This is a genomic window from Bianquea renquensis (genome assembly GCF_014384895.1).
In the GTDB taxonomy this organism is placed as follows: domain Bacteria; phylum Bacillota; class Clostridia; order Lachnospirales; family Bianqueaceae; genus Bianquea; species Bianquea renquensis.
In genome coordinates, this window is record NZ_JACRSQ010000021.1 from 1 (window position 1) to 12,977 (window position 12,977).

Annotated in this window: 12 protein-coding genes; 2 read left to right on the forward strand and 10 right to left on the reverse strand. The window is 49.7% G+C overall.

The window, feature by feature from the left end; all coding sequences use genetic code 11:
• Positions 1-236 precede the first annotated feature (236 nt).
• The gene (locus tag H8730_RS12705) at positions 237-545 is read left to right on the forward strand and encodes a hypothetical protein (protein WP_177715507.1); all 309 of its coding nucleotides are present in this window, start codon (positions 237-239) and stop codon (positions 543-545) included.
• A 276-nt stretch (positions 546-821) separates the two neighbouring features.
• On the forward strand, positions 822-2,363 hold the full coding sequence (locus H8730_RS12710; RefSeq protein WP_177715505.1) for an ABC-F family ATP-binding cassette domain-containing protein: 1,542 nt from the start codon (positions 822-824) through the stop codon (positions 2,361-2,363).
• On the opposite strand, the gene H8730_RS12715 is transcribed toward H8730_RS12710, so the two are convergent.
• The 10 genes from H8730_RS12715 to H8730_RS12760 form a co-directional block, all read right to left on the reverse strand.
• A complete protein-coding gene (locus tag H8730_RS12715; RefSeq protein ID WP_177715503.1) occupies positions 2,358-3,410 on the reverse strand; it encodes a patatin-like phospholipase family protein in 1,053 nt (350 codons plus the stop codon). The genes H8730_RS12710 and H8730_RS12715 overlap by 6 nt on opposite strands.
• A gap of 83 nt (positions 3,411-3,493) precedes the next feature.
• Complete coding sequence (gene msrB, locus H8730_RS12720) at positions 3,494-4,450, reverse strand: peptide-methionine (R)-S-oxide reductase MsrB (protein ID WP_177715501.1); 957 nt, start codon at positions 4,448-4,450, stop codon at positions 3,494-3,496.
• 158 nt (positions 4,451-4,608) lie between these two features.
• On the reverse strand, positions 4,609-5,931 hold the full coding sequence (locus H8730_RS12725) for an amino acid permease (protein ID WP_177715499.1): 1,323 nt from the start codon (positions 5,929-5,931) through the stop codon (positions 4,609-4,611).
• Positions 5,932-5,951: 20 nt separating this feature from the next.
• Entirely contained in the window at positions 5,952-6,953 is a 1,002-nt protein-coding gene (locus tag H8730_RS12730) for a uroporphyrinogen decarboxylase family protein (protein WP_177715497.1), read from the reverse strand.
• Between the two features lie 278 nt (positions 6,954-7,231).
• Complete coding sequence (locus H8730_RS12735) at positions 7,232-7,489, reverse strand: heavy-metal-associated domain-containing protein (protein WP_177715495.1); 258 nt, start codon at positions 7,487-7,489, stop codon at positions 7,232-7,234.
• Positions 7,464-8,117: a class I SAM-dependent methyltransferase gene (locus H8730_RS12740; protein ID WP_177715493.1), complete on the reverse strand. Its 654-nt coding sequence runs from the start codon at positions 8,115-8,117 to the stop codon at positions 7,464-7,466. Before H8730_RS12740 ends, H8730_RS12735 begins: the two co-directional genes overlap by 26 nt.
• 112 nt (positions 8,118-8,229) lie before the next feature.
• A complete protein-coding gene (locus H8730_RS12745; RefSeq protein WP_177715491.1) occupies positions 8,230-10,125 on the reverse strand; it encodes a heavy metal translocating P-type ATPase in 1,896 nt (631 codons plus the stop codon).
• Positions 10,126-10,284: 159 nt separating this feature from the next.
• Positions 10,285-10,560 (reverse strand): metal-sensing transcriptional repressor, encoded by a 276-nt coding sequence (locus tag H8730_RS12750; RefSeq protein ID WP_177715489.1) that lies wholly within the window; start codon positions 10,558-10,560, stop codon positions 10,285-10,287.
• A gap of 111 nt (positions 10,561-10,671) precedes the next feature.
• The gene (locus H8730_RS12755) at positions 10,672-11,718 is read right to left on the reverse strand and encodes a DUF3829 domain-containing protein (protein WP_177715487.1); all 1,047 of its coding nucleotides are present in this window, start codon (positions 11,716-11,718) and stop codon (positions 10,672-10,674) included.
• A gap of 246 nt (positions 11,719-11,964) precedes the next feature.
• A complete protein-coding gene (locus H8730_RS12760; RefSeq protein ID WP_177717538.1) occupies positions 11,965-12,921 on the reverse strand; it encodes a DUF4349 domain-containing protein in 957 nt (318 codons plus the stop codon).
• Positions 12,922-12,977: the final 56 nt, after the last annotated feature.

The window sequence follows — 12,977 nt, forward strand, 5'->3', positions numbered from 1 at the left end:
TTCTCAGGGCAGCGCCCTGAGCCCTCGGAGAGCTTTTCGGAATCAATATCTGCAATTTTCAAGGTTCATTTGAGCCTGTTTTTTTCGGCTCAGTTTTTCATAGATTACTTGACACTACCACTTAATATTACCCTATTATTGTATCAGGTAAACAGACTCGCTGTAAAACGCAAGTTGACTTTCCCATGAGAATGTGCTATTCTAGGTATGATTTTATGAGGAAGGGGTTTTATACCGTGGTAATCTTTTTACAGATTTTAGGAACTCTTGGCGGGATTGCGGGCATTGTCGGAATCTTCATGGACATTCCGGCACTCTTGATCGCTGGCGCAGTGGTCTGTTTTCTACTCTGTCGTGAGCACGGTTCAATGGTGGAAATGATTATTGTGCGCATCTTTTTACTCCCTCTTTTATCCGTGATCGGGATGCTGATCTGTCACTTTGCCTTACATATGGGATGGGGCCAGGGATTTCTGGACAGTTTTGTATGGGTAGGAACTGTGGTATCAGCCATAAATCTCGCAATTGCCATTGGTGATTCGTAAATACATAGAGACACGCTGACCGAATCTGTCTACGTGTCTGTAAATGCGCCCCGCGGGCGCGATATTCAGTTCAAGAAAAGGGTGGAAGGATGTTCAACTGATCTAGGATTTGTTGCATTGGAATTTACGTCTGCGCTGCGGCCAGGCTTCTTTTCGCTGCCGAAACTAGATTATGACGCCTTCTTTTTTATTGTCTAATAGGTGAGTCGCCCTATATGTGGAATAAATCTGCTTTCGGATGGCCGGGAGCAGATTTTTATTAGGAGGTATCATGGTATGCTACAGATTCAACATGTCAGTCTTGTTCATCGAAAGGACTTGCGGACCATCGTGGATGATGTCTCCTTCAGCCTACAGCCCGGCGATAAAGCTGTCGTTATCGGGGAAGAGGGCGACGGGAAATCAACTCTATTAAAATGGATTTACGATCCCGCTTTGGTCCACTCGTATGCCCAGGCAAGTGGAAAACGCATACTCCACGGGAACATCCTCGGCTACCTTCCCCAGGAGCTGACGAAAGCGGAAAAAGAGATGACAATCTATGAATACTATTGCCATAGCCCTGTCTTTTTTGACCGCACCCCGAAAGAGATGGCGCATATCGCCGGTAAGCTCAGCTTACCCGCGGACTTTTGCTATGGGGATCAGCCCATTTGCCTGCTGTCAGGTGGAGAAAAAGTAAAAATGCAGCTGGCTCGGATCCTCATGGAAAAACCTGACATTCTGCTATTGGATGAGCCCTCCAATGACATGGACATCGACGCCCTGCAATGGCTGGAACAATTCATCAACCAGGCTTCCATGCCCATTCTCTTCGTGTCCCACGACGAGAGGCTTATCGAAAACACTGCCAATGTGGTCATTCACCTAGAACGGCTCATGCGGGGATGCACCGTCCGCCACACCATCGCCCGTCTTCCATATCAGGACTATATCACCCAACGGCTGGCCAACCTGAATAAACAGACCCAGCTGGCACAAAACGAGGAACGAGAGCATCAGAAACAAATGGAAAAATTGTATCGGATTCAACAGCAAGTGGAGTATCAGCTTAAGACCATTACCCGCCAGAATGCATCCGGCGGCCGTCTTCTGAAAAAGAAAATGAAAGCTGTCAAATCCATGGAGCACCGGTTTGACCGCCAGCAAGAGAACCGCACGGAGCTTCCACACACAGAACAGGCCATCATGGTCTCTTTTGATGATGCCATTCGCCTGCCTGCAGGTAAACGTGTCCTGGATTATTCTACCGAGGCGCTTACTGTGGCGGGCCGAACGCTGGCCCCCTCTCTGTCCCTGCGGGTCATGGGAGGGGAAAAGGTCTGTATCATCGGCCGCAACGGCTGTGGCAAGTCCACTCTGATGAAGCTGCTGGCACAGGAACTATTGCCGCGGCCCGACCTCAAGGTCTGCTATATGCCTCAGAACTATGAGGAGCAATTGGACCTGTCTCAATCGCCACTGGAATGGCTCTCGAAGACGGGCGATAAGGAGGAGACCACCCAAATCCGCACCTATCTTGGCAGCATGCGCTACACGCCCGACGAGATGCTTCATCCCATGGAGGAGCTGTCCGGAGGCCAGAAAGCGAAAATCTTATTTCTCAGCATGATCCTCTCCGGCGCCAACGTGTTACTTTTAGATGAGCCCACTCGGAACTTCTCTCCCCTTTCCAACCCTATCATACGGCAAGTGCTGAAGAACTTCGGTGGGTCCATTATCAGCGTCTCTCATGACCGAAACTATATCCGGGAGGTGGCGGACACGGTATATGAGCTCAGCGAGCAAGGGCTACAGCAGGTGAGGACGTCTCTATGAAATCCCTCTCTGTGTAAAATCCAGCGGCTCTCTCCGCTGTCCTCTTACCCGCGCCATTGCCGCAGCCGGATTGCGGTACACGGCCTTCCACCTTTGAAAATCCCAGCCAGCCAGAAAACGCTGCGCGGCCTCCCTGCCATTTTGGTAGAGCGCCGCGCTCTCCTCCCGAGTGACATCAAAATCCGTTGCACTCAAGAGCTTCTTCCCCCCTTCGGTTTCAATCGTGGCGGGTATGGCAACCGTTCTCTGATAATCCCCCCTGGACGTTGAAATATACCGCTGGTCCAGGGAATCAACAGCGGTGGATACGATGGACGTCAGGTAGCTGAACACATTCATTTTGCCGGCATCTTTATGCTCTTTCCCGCCAGGGTCGTCAACAAACTTGAACCCGAAGACCGGCCGCTCAGGATTGCTCTTGCCATCATCCAAGATCCACATGGGATAATTGCTTAGAAGTCCGCCATCGACAATGTAGTGGACTTTTCCATGTTTGTCCTTCAATTTCACCGGCTCATAAAAAAGTGGAATGCTCATACTCATGCGGACTGCCTTTGCAATGCTGAAGCTATTGGGATCATCGCAGAAAGCACGTAAGTCCTCGGGAAACACAAGGAGCTTTTTGTCCGTCAGATCAGAAGCGGTCACATGGAGCCTACACCCGTCGTCCCCCAGTTGGGGCGAGCGCCAAATATCACCGAAGGTTGTTTTGCCTTTCCTCTGCAAAAGTGCGTGCAGCCAATTTTCAAAATAGTCGGCACTGTATATCCCATAGTCAAACAGGATTTCAATGAGCTTTCCGAAAACACCCAGATGGTCGAGGAAACTTTCCTGCCGGAATTTCAGGTAATCGGTGTTCTCCATAATGGTCTTAAGCTCGGCGCAGGTATAGCCCACTGCTATGAGTGAAGCGATAATGGCACCCGCCGACGACCCCGCAACACTTTCAAATCTATAGCCCTCTTCTTCGAAAACACCAGCCGCTCCAGCGTGCCCGATCCCCCGTATGCCCCCGCCCTCAAATACAGCATTCGCTTTTATCGCCAAAAAAATCACCCCGTAGCAGTATATGCCGGGGTGATCTGTGTTATTTCGCAATCTGCACGTTGCGCCGCCACCTGACAAAAAAATTATCTTGATCCGCGATCCAGCAATGCCAGATACGCTCCATACCCCTCTTCCTCCATCTTTTCCTTTGGAATAAAGCGCAGGGAACTGCTGTTTATGCAGTACCGCAGCCCACCCCTTTCCCGAGGACCATCGGTAAATACATGTCCGAGATGACTATTCCCGGTTCTGCTCCGCACCTCAATTCGCTCCATCCCATGACTGCTATCGCGGAATTCCTCAAGGAGCCAGGGTTCTATAGGTTTTGAAAAACTGGGCCATCCGCAGCCGGAGTCAAATTTATCCGAGGAGAGAAAAAGTGGCTCCCCTGTGGTGATATCCACATAGATCCCTTCCGCGAATTGATCCCAGTAAGAATTCCTAAAGGGGGGCTCTGTCCCCTTATTCTGCGTTACTTCATACTGCATTTGCGTCAGGCTCTTGGCCAGTTCTTCCTGTGATTTTCGCCGGTACTCTCTCCCGGCTTTCTGAGCCGCTTTCAATTTTTCCTTCCCGATATGGCAATATCCCAGCGGATTTCGATCAAGATACTTCTGGTGGTACTCCTCCGCAGGCCAAAAGTTCCGGAGCGGTCCAACCTCAACCGCGATGGGGGCCTGATAGGATTTTTGCAGTTGTGCTAGCGACTGCAAAATCAAAGACTTCTCCTTTGGATCCGTATAATAAATGCCTGTGCGATACTGGGGCCCTATATCGTTGCCCTGCCGGTTGACAGCCGTAGGATCGATACTCTGATAAAATAGAGATAACAACTGTTCCAACCCAATCTTTTGGCATTCATATACCACCTTAACCGTCTCCGCGTGGCCGGTATGTCCGCGGCATACCTCCTCATAAGTTGGGTTCGCCGTATGGCCGTTGGCATACCCTACTTCCGTCTCCGTGACGCCCTCCACATAGGAAAAGTACTTTTCCACGCCCCAGAAGCATCCACCCCCAAAATACACTGTTTTTTCCATACTTTATATCCCTCCCATGGATTTTACATCCATATTTTGTGTAAAATGAAGTGCGGTATGCACGGCTGACTGCTTTTTTACTAGGTCCACCTCTCGCCGGACTTTCCTATTGAATAAAAGAAGCCGATCTCGGTTACAATCGGCTTCTGCTATTGGCGTTACGCTTTGTGCCTGGCCCAGATAAGGGAGGCGACCCAAGCCGCAATGGCCCAGAGGGCAACCCCTATTACGTACACTGGATCAGAGGAAAAAATCATGTATAGAAGGATGGCCGCCGCCACCAATGGAACAAGCTTGTTCATGATCAGAGCTTTGGCTCCTTTCTCATGCCATCGATCTTTGATATTGGCAGCACAGATCAAAATATAGGAGACGCTGGCAAACAGTGCCATCAGCGTAAAGAGAATGTCCGTATTGCCGTAGGCCCCAAACAGGGCTACGATTGCCCAGACGGCGCAGTAGACAATGAGGGAAATATGGGGCGTCTGATGTCTGTTGACCTTGGATAGCGCTGAGGGGAGATAGCCGGTTCGGCCCATATCGTACAGACAGCGCGGCGTCGATGTGGAGAATGCGAAGAAGCAGCCAATGCAGGATACAATGGTGGCAATGGAGATCAGCTTGCCGCCCATGGTATAGCCCACGAGAAGCGCATAATCGGTCAGGGTTGTGGGTGAGGTTTTAATGGTTTCTATATTCTCCGCTGTCATCCCCGCCGACCAGAGCCAGCACACGACGACATAGACGAGGCCAATCGCAATGGCGCTGACCGTCATGGTAATCTTCACCGCTTTGCTGCCGCCTTTAAGTTCCTCTCCCATGTAGGCCGGACATTCAAAGCCAACAAAGGCCCAAACGCAGACTAGCACGCCCAGCATCAATCCTGAAATGCCGTAGCTCGGCACAAATGCCTGTACGGAATTGGCCATTATGTTTTCAACCTCACCGGACCGCAGAAAAATGATTTTGATCGCGGGAATAATCAGCAAGAGCATCTGAACTACCCACACAGCGATCAAAGCCTTTGTCGTCATCTCGACGCCGTTCCATCCCACGAAAAAAATGGGAACTAAGAGAATGAGCACGCCCGCCCACAGAGGGATCGCCGGAAATAGTTCATGAAGATAGGTTGCGAAAATAGCGCCAATCACACCTGTACAGATGTTGACACCCATGTAGATCCACCCTGATACAAACCCAGCCTTCTCTCCAAATACACTGCGGACATAGGAGTAAGTCCCGCCTGCGCTGTTGTACCGACTGCTCAGCTGGCCATAGTTGAGACCGATCATGACAATCACCGCGGTCGCTAGAAGAAAGGCTAAGGCAACCGCCGAACCGGCTCCCTGCATAATCGTGCCGAAGGACCCGCCTAGACACATGGCCGGCGCTGCGGCGGACACGGACATGATGATCACATCCAGTTTGCCAATACTGTCCTGCTTTAAATTTTGTACTTGCTCTTTTTGTGTTTCGGCCACTTTTATCACCCCTTACGATTTTATCTTTCTAGATTCACGCACGCCTGATAAAATGCGCGGACATTTTCTTCCGGCGTATCGGGTGGGACATCACACCCAGCTGCCATGATGGTACGGTTCCCTGTCTGTTGATAGATCCGCCGCACTTTCTCCCCAAAATCCTCCGGCTTGCCGCTCAGCACATCCACAGTGGGATCCAGATTTCCGCATAAAACTTGCTGTGGCCCCAGCTGGGCTGCCGCTTTTCCCATATCCACCGCACTGTCCACGTCCAGAATGTGCGTCCCTGTACTTAGGGTATACGGAATCAACCCATTGGTATCCCCGCAAATGTGGAGTCTGGCAAAGCCACCATCGCGCTGAATCCGATCCACCATTTTTTTGTGATAGGGCAAAATCAACCGCGCATACAGTTCGGGCGAAATCAGGGAGCAGCATGGTTCCACAATCTGAATGCCATCAGCGCCGGCCTCCAGCTGTGCCTCGATAAAGCGCATACCATTTTCAAAGAATATGTCAATGGCCTTCTGCGCTGCCTCTTCCTCCGAAAGCAGGTCGCACATGGCCTCTTCCGTTGTCCGCGCATTACAGAATTCTGTCAGCGGGCCGATGCAGATACCAAAAATGTACCGTTTTCCCTTCTCCTTCGCCGCAACCCGGCGGAGGATCTCCAGGCGGTTCCCCATGCGGCTTCCCTGGCTATACTCCGGCAATGTAAGATGGCTGAGATCCTCGACATCCTCGATGATAGGTGCAGCGGAATAGCCTTTGCCATCATAGACTGGCTTCGCCCCGAAATCCTCCAGCTGTTCATAGAAGTCAGCATCGGGGAGAACACAATCCAGGTCATATTGCTCCACACACCGTTCATACGCTTGCGCCCGTATCTCAGGGTCATACACAAAGTCTGGGTACGCGATTCCCTGCGTCCGCGAAACCCACTCGATCACCAGGGGCATAAAGGGCGGCCGGTCAACCGCCTCGCCTTTCACAAATCGAACCGTGCGCTCATAACCATTCATCAACATCCCTCTCCTTTTATTGGAATCTGGAATCTATTATAGCGAAGTGATTTAGGAGAATCTTGAACTATCCCACGATTTTTTGCATATCCTTATTATTCATATAGAAATTATATGAATTATGGCCGCCTCCCGGTGGCCTTTCAATCGGAATCAAAAGGTCGCTGCCATAGACGAACCATCTATTTTGCAGCGACCTGGTAATGCTGAACATCACGGCGGTTTTGCGGCTAGGGAACACCATTGCACTTCCGCCTTTTCCTATATTCTCGACAGCGCTATTTTCTGAAAGCTGAAAATAACCCCTTTTTCTCATACGGCTCCTTGGCCACGGCGAGAACCTCGTATCCCGTTTTGCCGATGGCGTCTCGGAGATCCTGCTCGTCAATGTCGTCTTCAGAGAGAATAACGGTCTGGCCTTTGCTGTGGGAGGATGTGACCTTCTTCACTGGAAATGCGCGCCTGATTGCATCGTTCACGTGCGCCTCACACATGCCGCACTGCATACCGTCAACCTGTAACGTGATCTTGATCATGATACTCGCTCCTTTTCCAAATTTGTTTCGCTTCCACATATGTCAGCTTCAGGGGCCCGCCGAAAATCTCGCTGCGGGTGACCTGAAAGCCGTTTTCATACAAAAATGCCAGATAGCTTTCCGGCGACCATTTATGGAACACTTTGAAACCAGTCAACTCCATCATCCGGATTTTAATCCGGCCAAAGAAACTGCCCGCCGCAGTAAAGGTAGGCGCAATCAGAAGACCCTCCCGCTTCAAAACCCGGCGGATATTTTGGAGTGCCGCCTCTGGTTCCGGCATAATATGCAGCGCATTGGATATGATAACCGCGTCAAAGCTCTCCGGCGCATAGGGCAGATGGGTTGCATCCTGCACTGAGAAATGCAAGCGGGAAGATCCATTTTTCCTTCTTGCCTGGCGTATCATTTCCTCAGAAAAATCTGTCGCTTCCAGGAGGCGCGTGCTACCCGCAATTTGGACAGATAGAATCCCTGTTCCGCAGCAGAGTTCCAGCACTGTCATCTTTCGATTCAACGCTTGCCTTATCCGGTCTACTATCTGTATGTAGGTATTCTGATTTCCAGACATGGTTCTGTCATACCGCCCAGCCCATCTATCCCAAAAGCCTTTATTCCCCTTATCCATCTCAATCCCTGATTTCTTTCTGTGGATTCAAAGTTAGCACAAACTTAGCATTATTATAAGGGATCGCCTGAGTTAGCATTCCCTAACTAACTAGTATAATATCACCTGAAAGCTAATTTGTCAATCCACGATCGGATCTCCATTTTAAAAGTACGGCTGAATTTATGATTACAAACACGGAGCCCGCATTGTGGACCAGTGCTCCGACAACAGGGTTTAGTATCCCAGTAATCGCAAGAACAATGGCAAGGAAATTTAGGCTCATTGAGAAGGAAAGGTTCAATTTTATGGTAACCATCATTCGTTTGGACAGCGCAAGCAAATGGGGCAGTTCCTTTATTTCGTCATCGACAAGGGTTATATCCGCCGCATCGACTGCGATGTCACTTCCAACCCCGCCCATTGCAATTCCCACATTCGCTTTTTTCAGTGCCGGAGCATCATTTATCCCATCGCCAATCATACAGATCCGTTCTCGCCCTTTCTGATAGGCGTCAATCCATTTCAGCTTATCCTCTGGCAGGCAGTTTGCGTGCACTTCTTGAATGTGAAGCTGCCCTGCTATGGTGTTGGCGGCTTTTTCCTGATCTCCCGTCAAAAGGACAGGCCGAACGCCGAGTGCAGTCAATTGATGGATGATCTCACCACTCTCCGCTCGAAGGGTATCGGAGAGGACAAGATAGCCAATCAGCGACTGGCCAACCGCGATATATATCACCGTACTACCCTTTTGAAAATGTTGCTCTGTCTCCAAAAGGACCCCATCCGGTAGTGCGATACGGCGCTCTGAAAGCATCTCCCTGTTGCCGGCCAAAACCTCCTCCCCCTCAACCCAAGCCGAAACACCGCGCCCTGGTATCATCTGAAATTGTCTGGCATCCAAGATTTTGGCAGTGGATGTCCTCCGGTAACACCGGACTATGGCTTTTCCCAAAGGATGTTCCGAAAATTGTTCTGCGGAAGCTGCCAGGGAATAAACCGTCTCTTCCGAGTATTTTGACTGGATACTTTTGATGGCGGTAACCTGAGGCATACCATAGGTAAGAGTTCCTGTTTTATCAAAGGCTATTCTGTCAACTGCTGCCAATTGTTCCAGTGCATCGCCCTCGCGCACAAGGAACCCATGTTTTGCGGCATTTCCAATGGCCGCCATAATCGCAGTTGGAGTGGCAAGGACCAGCGCACAAGGGCAAAATACAACTAAAATCGTGACAGCGCGAATGATCTGTCCTGAAATCAGCCAAGTCAAAAGTGCCGCCGACAAGGCAATCACAACAATCCACGTGGCCCATCGGTCCGCAATCCCTACAATCTTCGCCTTCCCTGCATCTGCGGACTGTACAAGCTGAATCATACGCTGGATGGAACTATCTTTGCCGACTTTCGTCGCCTTCATTTCAAATGAGCCGAATTGATTGACAGTGCCACTTGCAACATCATCCCCGATTGTCTTATCTATGGGAAGTGATTCGCCTGTCATCACCGCCTCATTTATGGATGTCTGCCCCCCGATGATAACGCCATCCACGGGAACACTTTCTCCAGGCAACACCCTAAGGATATCGCCTACCTGCACCTGTTCAGCAGGGATTATAGTCTCATTTGTACCTGTGAGTCTCCTTGCCGTCTGTGGCGTAAGGTGAATCAGTTTTTCAATGCCAGCTCTTGCCTTAGCCACTGTCAAATCCTCCAGCAAGGCCCCCAGCTGCATAATAAAGGCAATCTCGCCTGCGGCGAAAACTTCTCCAATACAGACCGAGGCAATGAGCGCCAGGGATACGAGAACATCCGCTTTTATGTCAAACGCAGTGGTCATGCCAATAATTGCCTCTAAAATGATGGGGATACCGCACAGCACAATGGCAATCCAAGCCACATCAAAGGGCAAGGGATTAAGTCCAAAAAGGCTGAAAACCAAGGCGGCTCCTGAAATGCCTAATACGACAATCTCTTTTTTTGTGCCGCCGAATTCCAAGATATGTTCCAATCTGTCCATACACTGTCTCATCGAAATCCTCCTTATACCTATATGGGTATACCCATATTATACTTATACGGGTATAAGCTGTCAAGGGGCAAAAGAAAAAAACAGCCATCCCTGACTGTTTTCTAAAGGAAAATCCGCTGAGGCGGACATACCTCATAAATTCGCGTTCCGCGAACCTTTCTATTTCATGTTTGCAAATCGCTCCACGGCCTTTGTAAAACTTTCGATGGTTTTATCCGCGTCACCGTGTTCGATGCCATCGCGGACACAATGATTAATGTGCCCCTCTAATACGACTTGCCCCACTTTGTGAAGCGCTGACTTTGCCGCATTGATCTGCGCAAGGACATCTTCACACGGTATATCCTCATCAATCATTCTGTCGATTGCTTGTACCTGTCCAATAATTTTGCTCAATCTGCGGTGCAGATTGTCCGCATCCATGCATTGTCTCATCATTCCGCCTCCATATGCAATAAGGGGTATGTATATATTATATGGAGCCCCTGATACGTTGTCAAGTGTGTAACTGAATTCTATTCCAGCAGGCAGGTCCGGTGATACATACTATTCTGCAAATACGGCATTGTACTGATCGATGCATTCTGAAAGCTCTTGCTCAATATGGATAATACCTCCAAGGTACTCTCGTCCGGGATCCTGGATGGGAACCTGACTTTCCACCTGCTTGATCATCCATTCCACAGACTGCACCAGGCTGTCCGGCAGACCGTAGAGAGGAGTAGAGCTGCTGAGGGATTCTTTCATTAGCTGGTCGCTATCGCTGGTGGCCTCATGGAAGGCGGCCACAGTCTCGGTCAATTCTTCATACAGAGGCCTAATGTTCGTAAGATCCAGCTCCGTGATATTCGCATCGTCGATTCCCTGCTTATAGCACTCATCCAGGATACGATTCGCAACTGTGATCATATGGCTGGCATTATATGCGATCAGCTGACCTTCGTCAAGCATCTTCTGCTCGCTGGCGCTCACTCTCTCATCGCTGATGTTGCTAATTTCGTCCATGAACGCATATGCCAGCTCTTCAAAGGCCGCTACATTTTCCTGAATTGGGACATGAAGTTCTTTTGCCCTGGCATACTGATTATCTGCAAAATCATAGCAACTGTAGATTTCGGAGAAGGTATCCATCAAAATTTTCATGGGCTCGGCGATCTTCTGAGCTAGATCGTCCAGCACCTCAAAGGTGGGCTCCATAGAAGCTACGGTTACGGCATCATCGACAATCGAGCTGTCAAGAGGTGAAATATCATACTTATATGTATACCCGCTGTCTGGGATCAGAGCAAATTCGCTCGAGTCCTCTACCACGGTATAATAGCTATTGATATTATCTAACACTCTGATCATGTAATTATTCATTTCTACATAGATATTATATTTGATGAAATCCATGGTTTCCACGTCCAGATCCTCAGAGTCAGACTCTGAGTTTGACTCGGCCTCAGACTCGGCTATCGATTCCGAAAAAACCGTTGATGAATCTTTCACGCTGTCTTCGTCGCCAGAGTTTAACTTTGAACAGCCGCTCACCAGCATGATTGACAGTGATACACAAAAAACCAGCAATCCTTTAACTATGTGTTGTTTCAATGTAGACTTCTCCTTTTTTATGGGCATATTTTTTATCCTATAGGAAAGTTAATTCCAATAGTTCGCGGTATGCAAACTTTTCACTTAGTATACCATAAAATTCTAAAAAAGTATATATTGAATATTAATGCATTTTAATAATGTATCATAAATAAATTTATCCGAAATGCTAAAGGGCATGGCCCAAACCCGAGAGCTTGGGCCATGCCCTTTTTCCGTTTTGGCTGCTGGACCATCCCAGAGGAATCAAGGGGTCTTTTTCTCTGGATCTACCGCCGTGGGCTCGGCTTTTTTGGCTTTCTGAATTCTCCGCTTCCGCGCGATCTTCCGAAGAAGTAAGGCGCAGAGGGCAAGCGCTGCCGCCCAGATGAGTAAATAGGGGAGATTGACGACAAACCAAACGGCAAAGTTTTCAGCTCCACGGGCAATGGAGTGCATGGTATCGGACAAGCCATTTTTCATTCTAGTCCATAGGGAGGGCCGTTCCTGGACTTCCACCAACCGCTCCACTTCCGCAATATTCATGGTGATGTAACTGTACTCCACCTGATTGTCGTAGGTCCGCAGCTGAGACATATACGCCTCTAGCTCGTAGCGCACTTCTGTAAGCCGGCTCTCCAGCGCAATGATAGAGTCCAGTGTATCCGCCTGCTCCAACAGCGCCATTAACCGCTCTTGCTCTACCTCCAGCGCCTTGATCCGGCTCTGGGTATCGGTGTACGCCAGCGTCACATCCTCCACAGTCTCCTGTTTATTGGCAATCAGGGCGGCGTCACCGACCACCTTCACAAAATCGTCCACTTGGTCCTTGGGAATCCTGGCTACCATATACGCGTACCGGTTTCCACCGCCGTAGTAGCCATTATTTTGGATCTCTGACGTCTCCAGGTAACCGCCCATCTCGCTCACCGTCTGCGTTAAGGAGGAAAGCAGAGGCTCAAATTCCTTTGTCTGCACGTCCATGGTAATCCGGCGGATTCGCTTTCGCCCATCATCGGGTATTGGCGTCGCCGCCAATGTCAGATCGCTTTCCAATCCCTCTCCCGTTTCCCCCGGCGCCGTTTCGGAAGTATACATGTCGGCACTTCCCCCGTTCTCTCTCTCGGCGGCAATGTCAGACTTATTTGTGCTTCCGCAGGCTGTAATCAGGGCGCAGACAAGTGCAATCCATGCAAGGCCGGCGGTCCATCTCTTCAATTTCATATTCGTTCATCTCCTCTCTGCTTATATATGTAGCGGTTGAGAGGAAAAGTCACGCT

What these genes read in the sequence shown, in the direction of transcription:
- H8730_RS12710 (WP_177715505.1), top strand. Translation starts at nt 822, where the DNA reads ATGCTACAGATTCAACATGTCAGTCTTGTTCATCGAAAGGACTTGCGG.
- msrB (WP_177715501.1), bottom strand. Translation starts at nt 4,450, where the DNA reads ATGGAAAAAACAGTGTATTTTGGGGGTGGATGCTTCTGGGGCGTGGAA.
- H8730_RS12730 (WP_177715497.1), bottom strand. Translation starts at nt 6,953, where the DNA reads ATGAATGGTTATGAGCGCACGGTTCGATTTGTGAAAGGCGAGGCGGTT.
- H8730_RS12735 (WP_177715495.1), bottom strand. Translation starts at nt 7,489, where the DNA reads ATGATCAAGATCACGTTACAGGTTGACGGTATGCAGTGCGGCATGTGT.
- H8730_RS12740 (WP_177715493.1), bottom strand. Translation starts at nt 8,117, where the DNA reads ATGGATAAGGGGAATAAAGGCTTTTGGGATAGATGGGCTGGGCGGTAT.
- H8730_RS12745 (WP_177715491.1), bottom strand. Translation starts at nt 10,125, where the DNA reads ATGAGACAGTGTATGGACAGATTGGAACATATCTTGGAATTCGGCGGC.
- H8730_RS12750 (WP_177715489.1), bottom strand. Translation starts at nt 10,560, where the DNA reads ATGAGACAATGCATGGATGCGGACAATCTGCACCGCAGATTGAGCAAA.
- H8730_RS12760 (WP_177717538.1), bottom strand. Translation starts at nt 12,921, where the DNA reads ATGAAATTGAAGAGATGGACCGCCGGCCTTGCATGGATTGCACTTGTC.